This window comes from Amycolatopsis sp. DG1A-15b, assembly GCF_030285645.1.
Classification (GTDB): Bacteria; Actinomycetota; Actinomycetes; order Mycobacteriales; family Pseudonocardiaceae; genus Amycolatopsis.
In genome coordinates, this window is the sequence record NZ_CP127296.1 from 6,205,622 (window position 1) to 6,225,757 (window position 20,136).

General features: G+C 70.9%; 24 protein-coding genes. 6 read left to right on the plus strand and 18 right to left on the minus strand.

Annotated features, from left to right (window positions below):
- Window positions 1-50: 50 nt before the first annotated feature.
- The 6 genes from QRY02_RS28390 to nucS form a co-directional block, all read right to left on the minus strand.
- Window positions 51-1,043, minus strand: coding sequence for a DUF3558 domain-containing protein (locus QRY02_RS28390; protein WP_285985891.1), 993 nt, complete (start codon window positions 1,041-1,043; stop codon window positions 51-53).
- Window positions 1,044-1,090: 47 nt separating this feature from the next.
- Window positions 1,091-1,381 (minus strand): hypothetical protein, encoded by a 291-nt coding sequence (locus QRY02_RS28395; RefSeq protein WP_285985892.1) that lies wholly within the window; start codon window positions 1,379-1,381, stop codon window positions 1,091-1,093.
- A gap of 9 nt (window positions 1,382-1,390) precedes the next feature.
- Window positions 1,391-3,088 carry a sodium:solute symporter family protein gene (locus QRY02_RS28400; RefSeq protein WP_285985893.1) on the minus strand — a complete coding sequence of 566 codons (1,698 nt, stop codon included), beginning with the start codon at window positions 3,086-3,088 and terminating at the stop codon, window positions 1,391-1,393.
- A gap of 197 nt (window positions 3,089-3,285) precedes the next feature.
- The gene (locus QRY02_RS28405) at window positions 3,286-4,062 is read right to left on the minus strand and encodes a hypothetical protein (protein ID WP_285985894.1); all 777 of its coding nucleotides are present in this window, start codon (window positions 4,060-4,062) and stop codon (window positions 3,286-3,288) included.
- Between the two features lie 360 nt (window positions 4,063-4,422).
- Window positions 4,423-4,647: a DUF1653 domain-containing protein gene (locus QRY02_RS28410; RefSeq protein WP_285985895.1), complete on the minus strand. Its 225-nt coding sequence runs from the start codon at window positions 4,645-4,647 to the stop codon at window positions 4,423-4,425.
- Between the two features lie 10 nt (window positions 4,648-4,657).
- Entirely contained in the window at window positions 4,658-5,317 is a 660-nt protein-coding gene (nucS, locus tag QRY02_RS28415; protein WP_285985896.1) for an endonuclease NucS, read from the minus strand.
- Window positions 5,318-5,354: 37 nt separating this feature from the next.
- On the opposite strand from nucS, the gene QRY02_RS28420 reads away from it, so the two are divergent.
- Window positions 5,355-5,900, plus strand: a complete 546-nt coding sequence (locus tag QRY02_RS28420) for an NUDIX domain-containing protein (RefSeq protein WP_285985897.1) — start codon at window positions 5,355-5,357, stop codon at window positions 5,898-5,900.
- Here QRY02_RS28420 and QRY02_RS28425 read toward each other — a convergent pair.
- From QRY02_RS28425 to QRY02_RS28440, 4 genes are all read right to left on the minus strand, one after another.
- A complete protein-coding gene (locus tag QRY02_RS28425) occupies window positions 5,872-6,336 on the minus strand; it encodes a DUF2867 domain-containing protein (RefSeq protein WP_285985898.1) in 465 nt (154 codons plus the stop codon). The genes QRY02_RS28420 and QRY02_RS28425 overlap by 29 nt on opposite strands.
- Window positions 6,333-6,833, minus strand: a complete 501-nt coding sequence (locus tag QRY02_RS28430) for a TetR/AcrR family transcriptional regulator (RefSeq protein WP_285985899.1) — start codon at window positions 6,831-6,833, stop codon at window positions 6,333-6,335. Before QRY02_RS28430 ends, QRY02_RS28425 begins: the two co-directional genes overlap by 4 nt.
- A gap of 65 nt (window positions 6,834-6,898) precedes the next feature.
- Complete coding sequence (locus QRY02_RS28435; RefSeq protein ID WP_285985900.1) at window positions 6,899-7,666, minus strand: enoyl-CoA hydratase-related protein; 768 nt, start codon at window positions 7,664-7,666, stop codon at window positions 6,899-6,901.
- A complete protein-coding gene (locus QRY02_RS28440) occupies window positions 7,645-8,631 on the minus strand; it encodes a GlxA family transcriptional regulator (RefSeq protein ID WP_285985901.1) in 987 nt (328 codons plus the stop codon). Before QRY02_RS28440 ends, QRY02_RS28435 begins: the two co-directional genes overlap by 22 nt.
- Before the next feature lie 71 nt (window positions 8,632-8,702).
- On the opposite strand from QRY02_RS28440, the gene QRY02_RS28445 reads away from it, so the two are divergent.
- Window positions 8,703-9,245, plus strand: coding sequence for a cysteine hydrolase family protein (locus tag QRY02_RS28445; protein ID WP_285985902.1), 543 nt, complete (start codon window positions 8,703-8,705; stop codon window positions 9,243-9,245).
- Here QRY02_RS28445 and QRY02_RS28450 read toward each other — a convergent pair.
- The 3 genes from QRY02_RS28450 to QRY02_RS28460 all read right to left on the minus strand — a co-directional run bounded on the left by QRY02_RS28450 (window position 9,238) and on the right by QRY02_RS28460 (window position 12,430).
- The gene (locus QRY02_RS28450) at window positions 9,238-11,256 is read right to left on the minus strand and encodes an ethylmalonyl-CoA mutase (protein WP_285985903.1); all 2,019 of its coding nucleotides are present in this window, start codon (window positions 11,254-11,256) and stop codon (window positions 9,238-9,240) included. The two genes, QRY02_RS28445 and QRY02_RS28450, sit on opposite strands and share 8 nt — an antisense overlap.
- A gap of 85 nt (window positions 11,257-11,341) precedes the next feature.
- Window positions 11,342-11,857, minus strand: a complete 516-nt coding sequence (locus QRY02_RS28455) for a hypothetical protein (RefSeq protein ID WP_285985904.1) — start codon at window positions 11,855-11,857, stop codon at window positions 11,342-11,344.
- 54 nt (window positions 11,858-11,911) lie between these two features.
- Entirely contained in the window at window positions 11,912-12,430 is a 519-nt protein-coding gene (locus QRY02_RS28460; RefSeq protein WP_285985905.1) for a PH domain-containing protein, read from the minus strand.
- 176 nt (window positions 12,431-12,606) lie between these two features.
- On the opposite strand from QRY02_RS28460, the gene QRY02_RS28465 reads away from it, so the two are divergent.
- Window positions 12,607-13,233, plus strand: a complete 627-nt coding sequence (locus QRY02_RS28465; protein ID WP_285985906.1) for a LysE family translocator — start codon at window positions 12,607-12,609, stop codon at window positions 13,231-13,233.
- Window positions 13,233-13,859 (plus strand): LysE family translocator, encoded by a 627-nt coding sequence (locus QRY02_RS28470; RefSeq protein ID WP_285985907.1) that lies wholly within the window; start codon window positions 13,233-13,235, stop codon window positions 13,857-13,859. Before QRY02_RS28465 ends, QRY02_RS28470 begins: the two co-directional genes overlap by 1 nt.
- Here QRY02_RS28470 and QRY02_RS28475 read toward each other — a convergent pair.
- Genes QRY02_RS28475 through QRY02_RS28485 form a run of 3 tightly spaced genes read right to left on the minus strand, consistent with a single transcriptional unit; the run spans window position 13,856 to window position 16,291 of the window.
- On the minus strand, window positions 13,856-15,046 hold the full coding sequence (locus QRY02_RS28475) for an alpha/beta hydrolase family protein (protein WP_285985908.1): 1,191 nt from the start codon (window positions 15,044-15,046) through the stop codon (window positions 13,856-13,858). The genes QRY02_RS28470 and QRY02_RS28475 overlap by 4 nt on opposite strands.
- Window positions 15,043-15,861 carry an NmrA family NAD(P)-binding protein gene (locus tag QRY02_RS28480; RefSeq protein WP_285985909.1) on the minus strand — a complete coding sequence of 273 codons (819 nt, stop codon included), beginning with the start codon at window positions 15,859-15,861 and terminating at the stop codon, window positions 15,043-15,045. Before QRY02_RS28480 ends, QRY02_RS28475 begins: the two co-directional genes overlap by 4 nt.
- Entirely contained in the window at window positions 15,854-16,291 is a 438-nt protein-coding gene (locus QRY02_RS28485; RefSeq protein ID WP_285985910.1) for a nuclear transport factor 2 family protein, read from the minus strand. Before QRY02_RS28485 ends, QRY02_RS28480 begins: the two co-directional genes overlap by 8 nt.
- Before the next feature lie 94 nt (window positions 16,292-16,385).
- Between QRY02_RS28485 and QRY02_RS28490 the strand changes: the two genes are divergently transcribed.
- Complete coding sequence (locus tag QRY02_RS28490) at window positions 16,386-16,979, plus strand: TetR/AcrR family transcriptional regulator (protein WP_285985911.1); 594 nt, start codon at window positions 16,386-16,388, stop codon at window positions 16,977-16,979.
- A 1-nt stretch (window position 16,980) separates the two neighbouring features.
- Here the strand turns inward: QRY02_RS28490 and murA are convergent, their stop codons facing one another.
- Window positions 16,981-18,255, minus strand: a complete 1,275-nt coding sequence (gene murA, locus QRY02_RS28495) for a UDP-N-acetylglucosamine 1-carboxyvinyltransferase (protein ID WP_285985912.1) — start codon at window positions 18,253-18,255, stop codon at window positions 16,981-16,983.
- A 61-nt stretch (window positions 18,256-18,316) separates the two neighbouring features.
- Here murA and QRY02_RS28500 point away from each other — a divergent pair, with 61 nt between their 5' ends.
- Window positions 18,317-18,889: a cob(I)yrinic acid a,c-diamide adenosyltransferase gene (locus tag QRY02_RS28500; protein WP_285985913.1), complete on the plus strand. Its 573-nt coding sequence runs from the start codon at window positions 18,317-18,319 to the stop codon at window positions 18,887-18,889.
- On the opposite strand, the gene aroA is transcribed toward QRY02_RS28500, so the two are convergent.
- Window positions 18,886-20,124, minus strand: coding sequence for a 3-phosphoshikimate 1-carboxyvinyltransferase (gene aroA, locus QRY02_RS28505; protein WP_285985914.1), 1,239 nt, complete (start codon window positions 20,122-20,124; stop codon window positions 18,886-18,888). The two genes, QRY02_RS28500 and aroA, sit on opposite strands and share 4 nt — an antisense overlap.
- Window positions 20,125-20,136: the final 12 nt, after the last annotated feature.

A 20,136-nucleotide genomic window follows, 5' to 3' on the forward strand; every position in this document is an offset into this window, starting at 1 on the left:
CGGCGGGTGGGGTGCCCTCTTCCTACCTCTCCGCGCCGCCCGCCGCCAGATCAGGGCCGGGGGAGCTTGGTGACCACGTTCTTCGCGACGGCCACCGCCTTGCCGCACGGATCGCTGTCGTTGTCGGCATAGCCCTGGTAGTCCACCTGGGCCAGTTCGACGTCGTCGCCCTGCCACGGCCGGTGCTGCCACTCGACCTTGCACCGGGCCGAACCCCCGGTCCCCTGCTTCTGGAAGCCGGTCACGCCGTTGCCGAGGTCCACCTTGGAGTAACCGTCGCCGACGAGCGGCGGCAGGCCGGGCCGGAACCCGACCGTCACCGCCGGGCCCCGGTCCCGCCACTCGCACGAGTGCAGGCCCGAGGGCGCGGGCTTCGCCGACGGCACGGGGGCGGTCACCGCCGCGGTGTCGGCCATCGCGCACGGATCGGCGGTCAGCACGGTGCCCGCTGGCGTCGAGTACTTCTCCGGCGAGTTGTGCAGCTTCTGGACGACGGCGTCGGCGAACGCCTGCCCGGGACGGCAGGGTTCACCGGCGTAGGTGACCGACACCGCGAGCCCCACGTCCGGGTTCAGCGCCGTCATCGCCGCGACGGTGCAGTCGGTGTCGCCCGTCTTGTTCACGCGCAGCGGCAGCCCGCCGACCACCCCGGCCGTCTTGTCGGCCCGCGGCACCACCGTGCTGCCGATCTCGAGTTCGAGCCGGATCTCCTTGCCGCCCGGGTCCTTCACCTTGTTGCTGCAGGTGTCGAAGGCGATGGACGACGGCGACGGGTCGTCCTCGACCGTGCCGAGGCCCAAGGTGCCGAGGGCGGCCTTCGTCAGGAACTGGCACGGCTGGATCGTGCGGAGCACGCCGGCCGCCACGGCGGCGTCGGTGATCGGGCCGTCGGCGACCTGGCCGGAGCCGGCCGCCGCGGGCACCGTCGTCCGGGCGAAGTTGGACTTGCCGAGGTCCTGCCCGCACGCCGTCAGCGGCAGCGCGAGCGCGGTGACCAGCAGGAACAGCTTCGGGAGACGGCGGCGCCGAACGTCTGGGAGCACGCGGAGCACGGTAGCGGCACCCTCGCGCCGCTGTCCGGACAACCCGGCTATTCGCCCGCGACGGCCGGTGTGTCGTCGCTCTCGGTCTCGGGCTCGGCCGGCACGACGAGCGGCCGGACCAGGGCCCAGGTGACGAACAGCGCGGAGACCACCAGCATGCCGATCCCGGCCCACAGGTTGATGTTGACGTCGGCGGCCTTCTTGATGTCGTCGTCGGAGGTGAAGCCGATGCCCATGACGGTGAGGATGACGCCGTAGACGCCGATCAGCAGGGCGATGATCAGCCGGATGTCGAAGGCGCCTGCCTTGTGTGCGCGCGGCTGCGACTCGGTAGCCATTCCGGTCTCCTAGAAGATGGCGTTCAGGGCGATGGTCAGGACGAGCACGATGCCCGCGAGCAGGCCCGGCTTGCGGTACCAGCCCGCGTTCTCGCCGGTCGAGTCGTGCTGACGCGTTTCCTTCGGCGTGAGCGAGTAGACCAGACCGACCAGTTCCTCGTCCGGCTTCGGCCGGGTCGCCAGCGAGACGACGACGCTCACCACGATGTCGACGACGAACGCGGTCCCCGCGGCGACGAAGCTGATGCCCTGGCCGGTCAGGCCCAGCACCCCGGCCTTCGACAGGCCCCAGACGGTGATCGCGGACGCGGTCCCGAGCACCAGGCCGCTCCAGCCGGCGTGCGGGGTCATCCGCTTCCAGAACATGCCGAGGATGAAGGTCGCGAACAGCGGCGCGTTGAAGAACGAGAACAGGTCCTGCAGGTAGTCCAGGATGTTGCTGGACTGCGACGCGATGAACGCCGTGCCGATCGCGAGGATCGTGCCGGCCGAGGTCACCACGCGGCCGAGGTTCAGGTAGTAGTGGTCCGGCTTGTCCTTCTTCACGTACGTCTGCCAGATGTCGTACGTGAAGACGGTGTTGAACGAGCTCAGGTTCGCCGCCATGCCGGCCATGAACGAGGCCAGCAGACCGGCGATGGCGATGCCGAGCATGCCGTTCGGCAGCAGGTCGCGCATCAGCAGCAGGAGCGCGTTGTTGAACGTGACACCGCTCTCGGCGGTGCCGCCGTCCAGCAGGACCTGCTTGTCCTTCACGTACTCCGACACGGTGACCGCGGCGATCATGCCGGGGATGATCACGATGAACGGGACCAGCATCTTCGGGAACGCGCCGATGATCGGCGTGCGCCGCGCGGCCGACATGCTCTTCGACGCCATCGCGCGCTGGACCTCGACGAAGTTCGTCGTCCAGTAGCCGAACGAGAGCACGAACCCGAGGCCGAACACGATGCCGAGGATCGACAGGATGTTGTTGCCGAAGCCGGTCAGGTTGTCACCGGGCCACGAGTGCAGCTGCGCCGACCCGCCCGGGCTGTTGGTCACCTTGTCGACCAGGCCCTGCCAGCCGCCGACCTTGACCAGGCCGATGATCGTCAGCGGCACCAGCGCGATGACGATGACGAAGAACTGCAGGACCTCGTTGTAGATCGCGGCGGAGAGGCCGCCGAGCGCGGTGTAGGAGAGCACGATCGCGGCGGCGACGACGATCGACACCCACAGCGGCCAGCCGAGGAGCAGCTTGACGACGCTGGCCAGCAGGAACAGGTTCGCGCCCGCGATCAGGATCTGGGCGGCGGCGAAGCTGACGCCGTTGACCAGGTGGGCCGGCTTGCCGAAGCGCCGCCGCATGAATTCCGGGACGCTGCGGACCTTCGAGCCGTAGTAGAACGGCATCATCACGATGCCGAGGAACAGCATCGCCGGGATGGCGCCGATCCAGAAGTAGTGGACGGTCGGCAGGCCGTACTTGGCCCCGTTCGCCGACATGCCCATGACTTCGACCGCGCCGAGGTTCGCCGAAATGAACGCCAAGCCGGTGACCCAGGCGGGCAGCGAGCGGCCGGACAGGAAGAAGTCGAGGCTGCTCGACACCTGCCGCCGCGCCAGGTACCCGATACCGAGCACGAGCACGAAGTAGAACGCCAATTCGATGTAGTCGATCGCACTCGCGTCGAGTCGCAGGTTCGCATCGGCTAGGACGAGCACCCGACCCACCTCCGGCAGTGTGTTTTCAAACAGGACAGGATCCGACAGGAATCACCGCCACCCTGTCGGATCCGGACAGTACTGCATGGATTCAGGGTCGGCACGCTGACGCGTCCACAAAGGCCGGAGGGCGCGCCTCCCCCGGTCACCACCAGGGGAAACGCGCCCTCGTTCACGCGCCGCGGGAGCGGCTGGAATCACCGGTCGGTCGGTACCGCAATCTCGCCGTCCTCCTCGATCAGCTTGGCGAGCACGGCGTCGGGCAGGTAGGTCCGGTGCGGGAAGCCCGGGCCCCAGGAATTGAGCAGCGGCACGGCACCGAGCTCGTCGGCACGCGGGTTGGCGAGCACGGCGTGCACGTCGTCGACCGACTTCGCCCAGCGGAACGCCTTGAGGCCCTGCTTGGCCTCGGGGGTGTACTTCTCCCGGGCGTGCCAGTCGTCGCCCTCGTAGGACTCGTCCCACAGGACGTGCCCGGTGTCCTTGAGCACCTCGGCCGCGGCCCGGACCGACGTGCCGTTCTCGTCGCCGGGGTTGGTTTCGGGCCACTCGTCACGCTTCTTGGCCGAGTCCCAGAGCCAGCGGGCCGCGTACTCGCTGCCGTTGAAGATCGACATGCACCGCGACCAGCCGAAGCCGACGCAGGCGCCTTCGTGGCCCTGGTCGTAGAACGCGTACCAGGCGTCGGTGTCCGGGGTGCCGCCCGGCTCGAGGCACACGCAGTGGCCGCCGCGGATGTGGCCGAGTTTCTTGACGCCGGCCTTCGCGATGAAGAATTCGCCGGACGTCTCGTCCTGTTCCGGCTGGTCGAACGCCGAGTACCAGTTGACGCCGATCACGACCGGCGACCGGGTGGGCCGGTCTTCGTCGGCCAGCGCGCCGAGCGGATACCTTTCCACGTGCCGCCAGTCGTCCGGAATGAACCGGCCCAGGCGCGGGTCGGCCGGATCGGAACCGAGTGGGCGATAACGCATGACTTCCTCCTCCGTGCAGGCGAAAATGCGCGCACGCCGGCCGGATGACATGCACACCACGAGCTCAAAGGCGGACTGAAACGTTGGCACGACGAAGAAAGACGGCCGAGCGCACCACCCTCCGGCCACGCCGGACGCACCGGCGGAACCCCTCGAATCGAGTGTCGCACGGCACCGGCGAATAAGATCCCGAACTCACCCGAACAGCGCACAAATGGCGATGAAAAGTATCTGTCCACTGCGCACCGACCTATCGGGTTAACGATTTCCTGGCGGAGCAACAATCAACGGATGAGATACGTCGATTTCGGCATCGATTCGGTATCGGCCCCGAGACCGCCCCTTCGGGCAGCCGGAAGGTCAATTTTTCAACGGGCCCCGGTCCGCCACCCGCCGGAAGCGCGGGACCCGGCCGGCCGGTGTCTCGACGGTCTCGGTGAACATCGGCGCCGGGCGGACCCACAGGCCCCGCTCGCCGTACAGCGCCCGGTACACCACCAGCTCTTCTTCGGTCTCGCTGTGCCGGGCCACTCCGAGCACCTCGTACTCGCCGCCCTTGTGGTGGACGTACCGGCCCGGCTCCACGTCGGACACCTCAGAACAGCCGGAACTCGTCGGACTCGATGCCGCGGAGCTCGTCGTAGTCCAGCGTCAAGCAGCGGATGCCGCGGTCCTCGGCCAGCGTTCGGGCCTGCGGCTTGATGATCTGGGCCGCGAAGACGCCCTGCACCGGCGCCAGGAGCGGGTCGCGGTTGAGCAGTTCCAGGTAACGCGTCAGCTGCTCGACGCCGTCGATTTCGCCGCGGCGCTTGATCTCGACCGCCACCGAACGGCCGTCGGCGTCGCGGGCCATGATGTCGACCGGGCCGATCGCCGTGGGGAATTCGCGGCGGACCAGCGTGTAGCCGTCGCCGAGGGTCTTGATGTGCTCGGCCAGCAATTCCTGCAGGTGCGCTTCGACGCCGTCCTTCTGCAGGCCCGGTTCCGCGCCCAGGGCCTGGGAGTAGTCGTGGAAGACCTCCTCGATCGAGATCACCAGCTTCTCGCCCTGCTTGTTCTCGACGATCCAGAGCTTGCCGTCCTCGATCAGCCAGCAGGGCGGGCTCATCCAGTTCAACGGCTTGTACGCACGGTCGTCGGAGTGCACCGACACCGAGCCGTCGGACTTGACGAGCAACAGGCGGGTGGCCATCGGTAGGTGGGCGGTCAGCCGGCCGGCGTAGTCGACCTGGCACCGCGCGATCACGAGACGCACCCGAGGAGGGTAGGACAGGGTCGGTGATACTGGGTGCGTGGACCCCATTCAGCGTGTCGCGTCCCGCGAGGTGTACCGGAACAACTGGATGACGGTGCGGGAAGACGAGATCCGCCGCTCCGACGGCTCGCCGGGCATCTACGGCGTGATCGACAAGCCGGCGTACGCGCTGGTCATCGCCCAGGACGGCGACCGGTTCCGGCTGGTCGAGCAGTTCCGCTACCCGCTCGGCGAGCGGCGCTGGGAGTTCCCCCAGGGCACCGCGCCGGACCTGGCGGACGTGCCGCCGGCCGAGCTCGCCGCGCGCGAGCTGCGCGAGGAGACCGGGCTGAGCGCCGGCTCGATGGTCCCGCTCGGCAAGCTCGACGTCGCGGCCGGCATGAGCAGCCAGCGCGGCTGGGTGTTCCTCGCCACGGACCTCACCGAGGGCGAGCCGGAGCGCGAGCACGAGGAGCAGGACATGCGCAGCGCGTGGTTCGCCCGCGCGGACGTCGAGAAGATGATCCTCGCGGGCGACATCACCGACGCGCAGTCGATCGCCGCGTGGGCGCAGCTCATGCTGGCCGAGCGGCACCAGCCCTGAGCATCCCGCGGATCACCAGGTGGTGGAACGGCTTGATCAGCGCGAAGTAGGCCGGGCCGACGCGGTTGTGGAAGTGCACGATCGTGCCGAGCCGGAAGCCGCGCGGCACCGCTTCGACCGTCAGGTACCCGGTCAGGTGGCTGTCGTCCACGCCCGCCACCAGGTACCGCTCCGGATCGCCGGCCCGGACGGTGAAGAACGCGACCCGGTCGCCGGGCGCGAAGCCGACGTCCTCGGGCCGGAGCCGGCCGGTCCGCGGGACGGACGCGGTGTCGAGCCGCAACGCCTTCGCGAGCACGTACCGGACGCCGAACAGGACCTTCACCCAGGCCGGCGACCACCCGAAGACGCCCGCGACGAACTCGCGCAGGCTGTTCTCGCTCTCGATCTCCTTGAACTCGACGTAATCGGCGCCTTCGGCGTATGGCTCGGTCATTTCCTTCTCCCCAGTACGAGTTCCAGTGCGTTCTTGAGCTGCCGGCCGGTCAGCGGCGGCACGACCTGCCCCGCCCCGACGACGACCAGGTACAGCGCCTGCGCGAGGCCGGCGTCGCCGCTGATCTCGGCCAGGTAGGCCACCCGGGCGGAGTCCACGCGCTCCTGGACCGCCCTGGCTTCGGCGTCCTGCAGGGCCCACGCCCGGACGGCGATCTCGAGCTCCGGCCCGGGTCCCGGCGCGAGGACGAGCCTCAGCAACGCGCTCAGCCGATCCCCCTCCGCCGCTTCGGCCTGCTCCACGAACCGCGTGGTGCGTTCGGCCTCGAAGTGCTCCAGCAGCGCGGTGCGGTAGCCGCTCATGCCCTTGAAGTGGTGGTAGAAGGAGCCTTTCGACAGCCCGAGCCGCTCGGTGAGCCGCTCGATGGTCACCGAAGGCGCGCCCTGCTCCGCCAGCAGCACCAGTCCCGCGTCCAGCCAATCCCGTTTGCCCACCATGGCCATACCATACCGTATGGTATGGGCTGCCGGCACGAAGAAACCCGGCCGGAGCCGGGGAAGGTTCAGTCGGGCCAGGCGGGCTTGCGCTTCTCGAGGAACGCCGCCATGCCTTCGCGGGCGCCGGGCAGCTGGGACGCCGCCGCCATGACCTCCAGCGCGATCGCGTACGCGTCGGCCTCGGGCCGGTCGAGCTGGGCGTACAGCGTCACCTTGCCCATCGACTTGCTGGCGCGGCTGCCGCGCGTGGCCCGCGACAGCAGGTCCCCGACGGCGTCGTCGAGATGATCGTCGGGCACCACCCGGTTGACCAGGCCCCAGTCGAGCGCGGTCGCCGCGTCGATGGCATCGCCCGTCAGCGCCAGCTCCATCAGCCGCTTGCGGCCGATCGAGCGAGCGACCGGGACCGCCGGCGTGTGGCAGAACCAGCCGCCCTTGCCACCCGGCAGCGCGAAGCCCGCCGACTCGGCGGCGACGGCCAGGTCGCACGACGCCACGAGCTGACAGCCCGCCGCGGTGGCCAGGCCGTGCACCCGCGCGATGACCACCTGCGGGATCGACTGCATCGTCTTCATCAGGTCCGTGCACAACGTGAGCAGTTCGCGCACGCCCATCAGGTCGCGGGCGGCCACGTCGCCGAAGTCGTGCCCCGCGGAGAACACCGGGCCCGCGCCCGCCAGCACGATGCCGGTCGCATCGGACGTCCCCGCCGCGCGGAACGCGGCGAGCAGCTCGGCGAGGTGGTCCGCGGACAGCGAGTTGCGCCGCGCCGGCCGGTTCATGGTGATCGTGACGGTGTCGCCGTCCCGGCTCAGCTGGAGGTGCTCGTACATTCCCCGACCGTAGCCCCTCCGGACCGAAAGGTGCGCCGGTAACCGTCCGGGCCGACCCCGACCTCGGCGCGCATCCGCCGGCGCAGGTTGGCCGCCGTGCCCAGCCCCGATCGCTCGGCGACGCGCTCGACCGGCAGCGCCGTCGTCTCCAGCAGGCGCTGCGCGTACCGGACGCGCTGGACGCGCAGCCAGCGCCCCGGGGTGACGCCGGTGGCCGCCGCGAACTCGCGGTGGAACGTCCGCTCGCTCATCCGCGCGTGCCCGACCAGGTCCTCGACGCCGATCCCGGATCCGAGACGGGCCAGCGCCCAGTCCATTGTGGACGCCATGCCGGGCTGGGCCGCCGACGGCGGCAACGGGTTGTCGACGTACTGGCGCTGGCCGCCCTCGCGTGCCGGCGGCATCACCAGCCGGCGCGCCAGCCGGGCGGCGACGTCGGCACCGTGGTCGCGCCGGACCAGGTACAGGCAGAGGTCGAGGCCGCCGACGACGCCCGCGGACGTCAGGACCCCGCGGTCGTCGGTGTAGAGCACGTCACGCTGCAGATCCGCCCGCGGGGCGACGCGGGCGAGGGCGTCGAGGTCGCGCCAGTGCGTGGTCGCCGGGCGGCCGTCGAGCAGGCCGGCGGCGGCCAGTGTGAACGCGCCGGAGCACAGCCCGGCGACCGTGCGCCCGTCTCGGTGGGCCCGCCGCAACGCCGTGACCGCCGACGCGGGCACCGGGGCAAGAGGGTCGTCGCGGCCCGGCGCCAGCACGAGGTCGCAGCCGTCGAGCCCGGCAAGGCCGTGCGTGGCCGCGACGTCCCCGAACGGCGACGCGGGTGTCCGCACCCGGCCCGGGCTGCACAGCCGGAGGGTGAACGGGCCGATCCCGCTGTCGGTCCGGTCCTGGCCCCAGACCTCGCCGATCACCGCGAGGTCGAACATCCGGGTGCCGGGCAGGAGGACGACGCCGATCGTGCGCATGGCAGAAAAGTACCGTATCGCGCGTCTTCTGCCACTCCCCTCGGGCATCGGAGACCCCGAGACTCGACGGCATGACCGAAACGGCACTCATCCTGATCGACGTCCAGCGCGGGTTCGACGACCCGGAGTTCTGGGGCCCGCGCAACAACCCGGGCGCCGAAGCGAACATGAAGGCCCTGCTCGACGCGTGGCAGGAGCGGCGGCTCCCGGTGGTGCTCGTGCACCACGATTCGCCGAAGCCCGGTTCGCCGCTGCGGCCCGGTCAGCCGGGCAACGACTTCAAGCCCGAGCTCGACGGCGCGCGGCCGGACCTCGTCTTCGGCAAGCAGGTCAATTCGGCCTTCATCGGCGACGTCGACCTCGACGGGTGGCTGCGCAAGCGCGGCATCACCAGCTTCGTCCTGGCCGGCATCCAGACGAACTTCTGCTGCGAGACCACCGCGCGGATGGGCGGGAACCTCGGCTACGACGTCACTTTCGCCCTCGACGCCACGTTCACGTTCGACCTGCCGGGGGTGACCGCGGACGAGCTCTACCGCGTCACGGCGGCGAACTTGGCGAACCAGTTCGCCACCGTGAAGTCCACAAAGGACATCCTGGCGGAACTCAGCTGAGGCCGTGCCGCTCCCGGATCAGGCTGACGATGCCGTCCATGATCCCGGTGAGCTCGTAGTCCTTGGGCGTGAACACCCGGGCGACGCCGCGTTCGGCCAGCAGCGCGGCGTCGTCCGGCGGGATGATGCCGCCGACGATCACCGGCACGTCACCCGCCCCCGCGGCACGCAGGCCGTCGACGACGTGCGGGACGACCTCGAGGTGTGAGCCGGAGAGCACGGAGAGCCCGACGACGTGCACGCCTTCCTGCACGGCGGCTGCGACGATCTGCTCGGGCGTCAGCCGGATGCCCTGGTAGACGACCTCGAAGCCGACGTCGCGCGCCCGGACGGCGACCTGCTCGGCGCCGTTGGAGTGCCCGTCGAGACCCGGCTTGCCGACCAGGATCCGCAGCCGCTCGCCCAGCTCCGCCCCGGTTTCCCGGACCCGTGCGCGCACCCGTTCCAGCTCGGCGTCGCCCACGCCGGCGACCGCGGCGGCGGAAACCCCGGTGGGCGCCCGGTATTCACCGAACACCTCGCGCAGCGCGCCGGCCCACTCGCCGGTGGTCACGCCGGCCCGCGCACAGTCCACAGTGGCCTCGAAGAGGTTTTCCGTGGTCTGCGCGCGTTCCTTCAGCGTGGCCAGCGACCGTTCGACGGCGTCGTTGTCACGCTGGGCGCGCCACTCTTCGATGGCGGTGACGGCGGACTTCTCGACGGCGGGGTCGATCGTCTCGATCGCCTTCGCGCCTTCGGCCTGCAGCGGCGACGGCTCGGTCGTGTCGAACTTGTTGACCCCGACCAGGACCCGTTCGCCGTTCTCCATCTCGCGGCGGTACTCGGCCAGCGAAGCGACCAGCTGCGACTTCATGTAGCCGCTCTCGACCGCGGCGACCGCGCCGCCGAGGTCCTGGACGCGGGCGATCTCCTCGCGGGCACCGGCCATGATCTCGTCGACCTTGGCCTGGATGACGTGCGAGCCGTCGAAGATGTCCTCGTACTCCAGCAGGTCGGTCTCGAACGCGAGCACCTGCTGCATCCGCAGTGCCCACTGCTGGTCCCACGGCCGCGGCAGGCCGAGGGCTTCGTTCCACGCGGGCAGCTGGATCGCGCGGGCGCGGGCGCCGCGGGAGAGCGACACCGCGAGCATCTCGAGCACGATCCGCTGGACGTTGTTCTCCGGCTGGGCCTCGGTCAGCCCGAGCGAGTTGACCTGCACGCCGTAGCGCAGCCGCCGGGCCTTGGGATCCGTTACGCCGTACCGGTCCCGTGTCAGCTCGTCCCAGAGCGCGGTGAACGCGCGCATCTTGGACATCTCCTCGACGAACCGGACGCCGGCGTTGACGAAGAACGAGATCCGCGCGACGACCTTCGCCATGTCGGCCGCGTCGACCTGCCCCGAGTCGCGGACGGCGTCGAGCACGGCGATTGCGGTGCACAACGCGTACGCGACCTCCTGCGTCGGCGTCGCCCCGGCTTCCTGCAGGTGGTAGCTGCAGATGTTGATCGGGTTCCACTTGGGGACGTGGTGCACGGTCCAGGCGATCACGTCGGTGATCAGCCGCAGGCTCGGCCCCGGCGGGAAGATGTAGGTCCCGCGGGACAGGTACTCCTTGATGATGTCGTTCTGCGTGGTGCCGGTGAGCTTCGCGAGGACCTCGTCGACGTCCCGCCCCTCGGCCTCGGCCTGCTCGCGCGCCACGGAGACGTACAGCGCGAGCAGCCACATGGCCGGCGCGTTGATGGTCATCGACGTGTTGGCTTCGGCGAGCGGGATGCCGTCGAAGAGCCGCCGCATGTCGCCGATGTGCGACACCGGGACGCCGACCTTGCCGACCTCACCGCGGGAGAGCTGGTGGTCCGGGTCGTAGCCGGTCTGGGTGGGCAGGTCGAACGCCACCGAGAGGCCGGTCTGCCCCTTGGCGAGGTTGCGTCGGTAGAGCTCGTTCGACGCGGCCGCGGAGGAGTGCCCCGCGTAGGTCCGCATCACCCACGGTCGGTCTCGTTCGCGGTCCGTTGGGTACGGCACTGGACACCTCCGGCGGTGGACGTTTGGTCCACTGTACCGACCGGTAACTTATGGTGGCAGTGCAATCGGACACGTCCGGGTGACGTCAGCCCTGGCCGGACTGTGCCCACGCGATCAGGTCGCGGACACGCCCGGCCTCCGGCACGGCGACCAGGCCCGTCACCATCAGAGCGAACGACGACCGGGTGGGCACCGAAGCGATGCGCGAGAACCTGCCGAAGTCGACGGTTCCGCTGCCGTCCTGCCGGATCCGGGCGACCGGCGGCGGCAGCGTGCCGAGATACGCCGAGGCGCGAGTCCGTCCCGAGAAGCGATCGGCCAGCACGATCCGCCGGTCGGTAACGATGTACTCGACGCTGCGCCGCGCCCGCAACCTGGCGACGACCGGCACCCAGGCGAACGCGACACCGCCCACCCCGACGGCCCATGCGAAGAGCGACAGCGGGTTGTGCCTGGCCACCGGGACCACGATGGTCGCGATTCCCCAGAGCAGGCCGAATGCGAACTGGTACCAGTCGAACCGAGCGAGGATGAGACGCTGTGGCCGTCCCGACCACAGCAGTCGCTCACCCGGCAGCAGGACGTTCGTCGGCACATCCACAGCGACCTCCCCTTTGCCGGGCTGACGCTCCGGAAGGCCTTGCGGTTGCCCGCCTCAGGCGGCCGGGCTGTCCGCTTCCGGCGGGGCCTGGCGGGCCTTGGCCTCGTCGATCGCCTTGGTGAGCAGGTCGCGGACCCGCTTGGGCTCGCCGACGCCCATCAGCGTCACCGTCCCCGGCCCGAAGGCGATGGTTCCGGTGCGGGACGGCCCCGCTTTGAGGACCGGCGCCGGCAGGCCGGCCAGCTCGCTGGAGCGTTCCTTCTGCCGGAACAGGCCGGAGCGCGCGATGATCCGGCTGTCCGTCACCGCGTAGGTCGTGCGCCCGAGCGCGAGGTAGCGGACGGCCGACCGGCCGACCGCGCCGTAGAGGCCCAGCACCAGCGCGACCACCGTGATGACCATGGTGGGGCCGCTCGGCTGCTTCGTGAGCAGGAACCAGAGGGAAGCGGCGGCGAGGACGAGCCCGGCCGGGGCGACAACCCCGTCGGCGGCGACGTAGAGCGGGCGCTGGACCGGCTCCCCCGCCCAGAGCACGCGTTCACCGGGCAGAAGATCGATTTCGCCTGCTGACATGGCCGAACACTACTCTGCCGAGGCCGCTCCCGCCGAGTTCCGCGCGCGCCGCAAGTGCTCGGGCACCCTCTGTGCGTGGTCGATCGCGCGGAGGAACTGTGGGACCGACTGTGTGACTGACTGTGTGACTGAAAACTGCGAGACCGGGCCGGTCCCGTCGGTTAGCGTGGGCAGCCGTGACGTGGAGTTCGTACGGGAGTTACCTGGTCATCGTGGTCCTGATCGTCCTCGCGCCGGGGCCGGACACGATGGTCATGCTCAAGAACGCGCTGTCCGGTGGGTTCCGGGGCGGGCTGCTCGCGTCGCTGGGCATCTTCGCCGGCAACGCTGTCCAGGGCAGCGCCGCGGCGCTGGGGCTCGGCGTCCTCATCGCCCGGTCGCAGCCGGTGTTCCTCGCGCTCAAGTGGGCCGGCGCGGCCTACCTCGTCTTCCTCGGTGTCCAGGCGCTGCGCGGCGCGTTCCGCGGCAACTACCACGCCGTCGAAGAGGCCCAGCGCCGCCGGGGCGGCGGTTTCCGGCGGTTCCGCGAGGGCTTCCTCTCCAACATCACCAACCCGAAGGTGCTGGTGCTGTACCTGTCCGTGCTGCCGCAGTTCCTCGATCCGGCGCGCACCACGACGTGGGACGCGCTCGCGCTGGCCTACACCGTCGCCGTGCTCGGCGTGCTGTGGCTGCTGGTGCTCCTGGTGTTCGTGCACCGCGTGCGGGCGTGGCTTGAGCGCCGCCGGGTGCGCCGTGCGCTGGACGGCGTCACCGGCACCGCGCTGCTCGGCTTCGGCGCCGCCCTCGCCCTGGAGTTCTGATGACCTGGAGCACCTACGCGGGGTTCGCCGGGATGATGGCGTTCCTGGCGATGATGCCGGGCCCGGACACGATGGTCGTGCTGAAGAACGCCCTGACCGGCGGCGCGCGCGGCGGCGGCTGGGCGTGCGCGGGGATCACCGTCGCGAACTTCCTGCAGGGCACGGCGGCGGCGCTCGGCCTGGGCGCGGTGATCACCCGCTACCGCCCGGTGTTCGAAACCGTGAAGTGGCTCGGCGCCGCCTACCTCGTCTTCCTGGGCGTCCAGGCCCTCCGCGGCGCCTGGCGCGGGAATTACGAGGCTCTCGACGACGTCCGGCGCGCCCGCGCCTCCCGCGGACGGCGGTTCCGCGAAGGGTTCCTGTCCAACATCACCAACCCGAAGGTGATCGTGCTGTACCTGTCGGTGCTGCCGCAGTTCTTGACGCCGGGCGTGACGGACCAGGCCGACGCGCTGCTGCTGGCGTACACGGTCGCGGCCCTGGGCGTCGTGTGGCAGGTGGCGCTGCTGTTCTTCGTGCACCGGGTCCGTGGCTGGTTGCGGCAGCGGAAGGTGCGCCGGGCGATGGACGGCGCGACGGGCGCCGCGCTGGTGGGCTTCGGCGCGGCGCTCGCCCTCGAAGGCTAAAGCGTCCGGTCCAGCCAGTCGTAGATCCGGCCGGTCGCGAGCCGCTGGGCGCCGACGTGGCAGTGCGCGTCCGCGCCCTCCTCCGCCGTGAACGTCAGCAGCGTCTTGGGTGCCTTCAAGTGCGCGTACAGCCGCCGCGGCTCGGTCTCCCGCGAACCGCCGAAGAACAGGTCGTCCGCCGCTTCGCACACCAGTACCGGGCAGGTGATCTTCTCCGCCACGCCGTCTTCGAGCGTGTACTCCAGGTACTTCGCGACGAACTCGCGGTCGGTCGCCGCGCCCAGCACGTAACGGCCGTGGTCGCACGCCCAGCGCAGGGTCGGGCTCGCCTGGCGGCCCGCGGCGAGCAGCGCGTCGAACTCCTCGTCGTGCGGCGCGCGGGCCCGGCGCACGATCTCCTCGCGCGGCCACGGCAGCATCGACGTCACCGCGGACCCCGCGTCGTACACGCCGTCCACCGCGACCACGGCGGCCAGGCGAGGCTCGAACGCCGCCGCGCGCGGGGCCAGCTCGCCACCCAAGCTGATGCCCAGCAAAGCGATCCGGGCCGGGTCGACCCCGTCGAGGCCCAGCGCGAAGTCCACCACCGGTGTCACCACGTGCTCCCAGTCCGGGCGGAACAGGAGCTTCTCGCGCCGGACCGCGCTCGGCTGCCCCGGGCCGTCGAACGCCAGGACGTGATAACCGTGCGAAGCACCCGCCGCCGCGCCCATGAAGTGGCACTCCTCGGCACTGCCGTCGAAACCGCTGTGCATGATCAGCAACGGCTTGGGGCCGTCGCCCGGCGCCCGGTAGAAGTAACCGTGCAGAACCGTGTCCTCGTAAGGGATCTCGACCGGCTCGGCCACACCCGCGCGGCGGAAGCACTCGACGCTGCGGTCGTACGCCGCCGCGATCCGCGGGTCCGCCGGGTCGCCGTGCAGGAAGAACTCCGAGGAGAAGTAGTACGTCGACGCGCGCAGCAACAGGTCGCGCGCGGTGACCGGCCCGGCGCCGGCCGCTTCGGCGTACAGCCGGTCGGCCAGCGCGCGGTAGGCGTCGTGCCAGCTGTCGTAGTCGCCCGGCGTCACCGTCGAGGCCGCCGCGACGACCTCGCCGAAGTCCGAGCCGCCGTAGGCCGCGTGGCCGAACAGGCGCAGGGTTTCGAACCAGAACTGCGGGTCCTCTTCGAACATCAGCTGCTTCACCGGATCTCCTCCTCGGCAAAAGTTTCGAACGAACGGGCCGGCCGGCCGGTGACCTGCTCGACCGCTGTGGTGACGCGGTCTTCGGCACCGCGGCGGATGTCCTCGTCGAGAGCGGCCAGCACGCGGGCGAACCCGGCGGGAATCCCCGACGCCGTCACGCGCTCGGCGAACTCGGCCGTGCTGACGGCGCGGTGCCGCACCGGGTGCCCGACGCGCGCGGCCACGATCGCGGCCGCTTCGGCGTAGCTCAAGGCAGCCGGTCCGGTCAGGACGTGTTCGGTGTTGTGCGGTACCGGATCGGTCAGCGCGCGGACGGCGACCGCCGCGATGTCGCCGGCGTCGACGAACGCGACCCGGGCGTCACCGGTGGCCGTGACGATCTCGCCGTCCCGCACCCCCTGGGCGATCAGGTGCTCGCCGGTGAAGTTCTGCATGAACCAGGACGGCTTCAGCACGGCCCACTCCGGCACCGCACGCACCAGCCGCTGCAGCTCACCCAGGCCGGGCGTGTCCGTCGTGACCGCCGACGAGCTGAGCAGGACGACCCGCCGGACACCCGCGGCCAGTGCGTCGGCCAGGAACGGCTCGACCAGCGCCGCGGGCGCGGCCTCGCCGATCGGGGCCAGCAGGTACACCGCGGAGACCCCGCGCAGCGCCTCGGCGTGGGACGGCCGGTCGGTCCAGTCGAACCGGCCCTGACCGGCCTCGCCCGGCTTCCGCGTGGCCGCCCGCGCCGTGAATCCCGCCTCACGCAGGCCCGCGACGACCCGGCGCCCGGTGGTACCGGTGCCGCCGAGGACCAGGACGTCAGCCACGGTCGCCACCGGCGAAGGCAGCGGTCAGCTCGTCGAGGCCGCCGAGGACCTCGGCCGCGGCGAGCGGGCTCCAGTAGTCGCGGTAGCGGCGGATCTCGCCGTCCTCGACGGTGATCACGGCGATGTACGACATCTCGTACGGCTTCTGCGAAGCCACCGCGACCCCGGCGACGGTGAACTCGGCGACGACCACGGCCGGGTCCGTGGTCTGGTGCACGGTCTTGGCGGTGATTTCCCGGACGTCCAGCAGGTTGGGGTAGTCGCTCAGGTATTCGCGGACGGCGTCGCGGCCGTCGAGCCGCGCCGGGTAGCCGGGACCCGCGAACGGGAATTCGGCGACGCCGTCTTCGGCCCACAGGCCGGCGAACCCGGCCATGTCGTGCGCGAGCAGCAGGTCGAGGGCGTGCTCGACGAGGTCTCGTGGCTGCATCGTGATCTCCTTGCCGGTCGGACGAAACGGTACCGTCCCGACGTTAGCAGAAGACAGGACGGGACCGTCTCGTCCACCCGCTAGACTGCGCTCCATGGCACGCACCCCGACCGGCGCCGCGGTCCTCCAGCCCGAGGTCACGCAGGCGATCACCGACGCCGTCCTGAACGAACTCGCCGAGCAGGGCTACGGGCGCCTGTCGATGGAAGCGGTGGCCAAGCGGGCGGGCGTCGGCAAGAGCGCGCTGTACCGCCGTTGGCGGTCGAAGCACGAGATGATCACCGCGGTCGTCGCGGAGTTCAGCGTGACTCGCGCAGCCGACGTCGACACCGGCTCACTGCGCGGCGACCTGCGCGAAACGATGCAGGGCCTGATCGACTGGCTGACGCACCCGCTGTTTTCGCGCATCCTGCCGGACCTGGTCGCCGAGGGCGTGCGGAATCCCGACACCGCGGAGAGCACGCGCACGAGCATCGGCGGCCCGCGGCGCGAGGTCGGCGAGGCGATGCTGCGCCGGGCCATCGCGCGCGGCGAACTGCCCGGCGACCTCGACCTGGAGATGGCGCTGGACGTCCTGGCCGCGCCGATCTACTGGCGCCTGGTGGTCCGGCAGGCCGAAGCCGAGCCGGACTACCTGGACCGGCTGGTCGGGTACGCCCTGCGCGCGCTGGGCGCGCAGGGAGGGTGACCTACTTCCGTTCGGGCTCGCCGGCGACGCGCTTGATGTTCGCGCCCAGGCGGTTGAGGTTCTCGACGAAGTGCGGGTAGCCGCGGTCGATGTGGAAAACGTCCCAGACCTCGGTGACGCCGTCCGCGCACAGGCCGGCGAGCACCAGCCCCGCGCCCGCGCGGATGTCCGACGCCCAGACCGGCGCGCTCGACAGCCGTTCAACGCCGCGGACCACCGCGTGGTGGCCGTCCGTGCGGGCGTCGCCCGACAACCTGACCATCTCCTCGATGAAGCGGAACCGCGCCTCGTAGACGTTCTCCGTGATCATCGACGTGCCTTCCGACACCGCCGACAGCGCCACCGCGAACGGCTGCAGGTCGGTCGCGAAGCCGGGGTACGGCAGCGTCACCCAGTCGACCGCCTTCGGGCGCTCCGGCTGGACCACGCGGAAACCCTTGTCCCCGAACGTTTCGACGTCCGCGCCGGCCAGCTGGAGCTTGTTCAGCACCAGGTCGAGGTGGTGCGGGTTGACCCCGCGCACGGTGATGTCGCCGCGGGTCATCGAGGCGGCGAACGCCCAGGTCGCGCCCACGATCCGGTCGCCGATCACGCTGTGCGTCGTCGGGTGCAGCTGCTCGACGCCGTGCACGGTCAGCGTGGACGTCCCGGCGCCGTCGATCTTCGCGCCCATCTCGATGAGCATCGTGCAGATGTCGACGATTTCCGGCTCGCGCGCGCAGTTGTCGATGACCGTGGTGCCCTCGGCCAGCACGGCCGCCATCAGGATGTTCTCGGTCGCGCCGACGCTCGGGAAGTCCAGCCAGATCTGCGCGCCGACCAGCGTCTCGGCCTTCGCGACGACGCAGCCGTGCTCGATCGTGCTCGTCGCGCCCAGCTTGCGCAGGCCGTTCTGGTGCATGTCCAGCGGGCGCGAGCCGATCGCGTCGCCGCCCGGCAGGGCCACGACGGCCTGCTTCAGCCGGCCGACCAGCGGCCCCAGCACGCAGACGGACGCGCGCAGCTTGCCCATCGCCGCCGAGTCCGCGCGGTGCGACAGCTCGGCCGGCGTCGTGATGGTGGCGGTGTCGCCCTCGATGACGACCTCGCAGCCGACGCTCCGCAGCACGTCGCCCATCAGCGGGACGTCGAGGATCTGCGGGCAGTTCGTGATGGTCGTGGTCCCCTCCGCGAGGAGGGCGGCGGCCATCAGCTTCAGCACGCTGTTCTTGGCGCCGACCACGTCGACCTCGCCGATCAGCCGGGCTCCGCCATGCACGTCGAAGTGCTCGCTCATGGCCGCCAATCATGCCCTCTCGCCCGGATTCGGCCCGGGCGGGGGCCGCTATGGTGGGTTCATGGTCGTTCGCATCAACCGCGTCTACACGAAGGTCGGCGACAGCGGCACGACCGCGCTCGGCGACGGGTCCCGCGTGCCGAAGACGTCCCCGCGGCTGGGGGCCTACGCGGACACGGACGAGACGAACTCGGTGCTCGGCCTGGCGATCGCGGTCGGCGGCCTGCCGGCCGAGGTGACGGACGTGCTGCGCACGGTCCAGAACGACCTGTTCGACGTCGGGGCCGACCTCTGCCTGCCGATCTCCGACGACCCGCCGTACCCGCCGCTGCGGATCACCGAGGAGTACGTCTCCCGACTCGAGACCTGGTGCGACGAGTTCAACGAGCGGTTGCCGAAGCTGACGTCGTTCATCCTGCCGGGCGGCACGCCGGGGGCGGCGTTCCTGCACCAGGCCCGGACGGTGTCCCGCCGAGCCGAGCGGTCGGCTTGGGCCCTGCACGAGGCGGAGCCGGAGACGACGAACCCGGTGGCGGTGAAGTACCTGAACCGGCTGTCGGACCTGCTGTTCATCCTGGCGAGGCTGGCGAACCCCGACGGTGACGTCCTGTGGCAGCCGGGCGGGCAGCCCTAGATCCCCCAGCCTTCCCGCAGGGTCGCCAGCGCCTGGTGGAAGCCGGGGAACGTCTTCTTCACGCAGTCCGGGTCGTCCAGCGTGATGCCGTCCGTGCGCAGGCCCGTGATGCTGAACGCCATCGCGATCCGGTGGTCGCGGCGGCACGACACCAGCGTGCCCGTCGGCTCACCCGGCTGGATCTCGATCCAGTCGCGGCCCGTGGCCACCTCGATGCCCATCGCGCGCAGGTTCTCCTCGCACGCGTCGAGCCGGTCGCACTCCTTGATGCGCGTGTTGTAGACGTCCTCGATGCGCACCGGGCCGGAGGCGAACGGCGCGATCGCCGCCAGGGTCGGGACCGTGTCGGAGATGTCCCGCATGTTCACCGTGATCCCGCGCAGGCCGTCCGAGGGGCCCGCGACCGTCACCGAGTCCGGCGCCAGGTCGACGTGCGCGCCCATCTCCCGCAGCACGTCGGCGAAGCGCACGTCGCCCTGCAGGGCGTCCGAGCCCAGGCCCGGGATGGTCACCGTGCGGCCGGTGAGCGCCGCCGCGGCCAGGAAGTAGCTCGCCGTCGACGCGTCCGGCTCCACCGGGTACTCGCACGCCTGGTACGGCTGCGCCGGGACCACGAACGTCTGCCCCTCGCGGCGGACGTCGACGCCGAAGCGGCGCATCATCTCCAGCGTGATCTCGACGTACGGCACCGACACGAGGTCGGTCACCGTGATCCGCAGGCCCTCCGCGGTCAGCGGCCCGACCAGCAGCAACGCCGTCAGGAACTGCGAGGACAACCCCGCGTCCAGGGTCAGTTCGCCGCCCTTGATGCCGTTCGCGCGGACCGTCAGCGGGTGGTGGCCCGGCTCGCCGCCGAACTCGAGGTCGACGCCCAGCTCCTGCAGGGCGTCGGTCAGCGGCCCGAGCGGGCGGCGGCGCATCTGGCCGGACGCGTCGAAGCGGAAGGTGCCGGTGCCGGCGGCGGCCAGCGCGGGCAGGAACCGGGCCGTCGTGGCGCCGTCCCGGCAGAAGACGTCGGCTTCGGCGACTCCCGGACCCGACGGCCGGCCCTCGATGGTCCACTCGCCCGGCTGCCGGTCGACGCGGTAACCGAGCTTGACCAGGCCCTCGGCGAAGCCCTCGGTGTCGTCCGAGTGCAGCGGACGACCGAGCACGGTGGTCCCGTGCGCGGCGGCGGCCAGGAACAGGCCACGGGCGGTGACGGACTTGGAGCCGGGGATCTCGACGAGAGTCACGTCGTGAGTCTA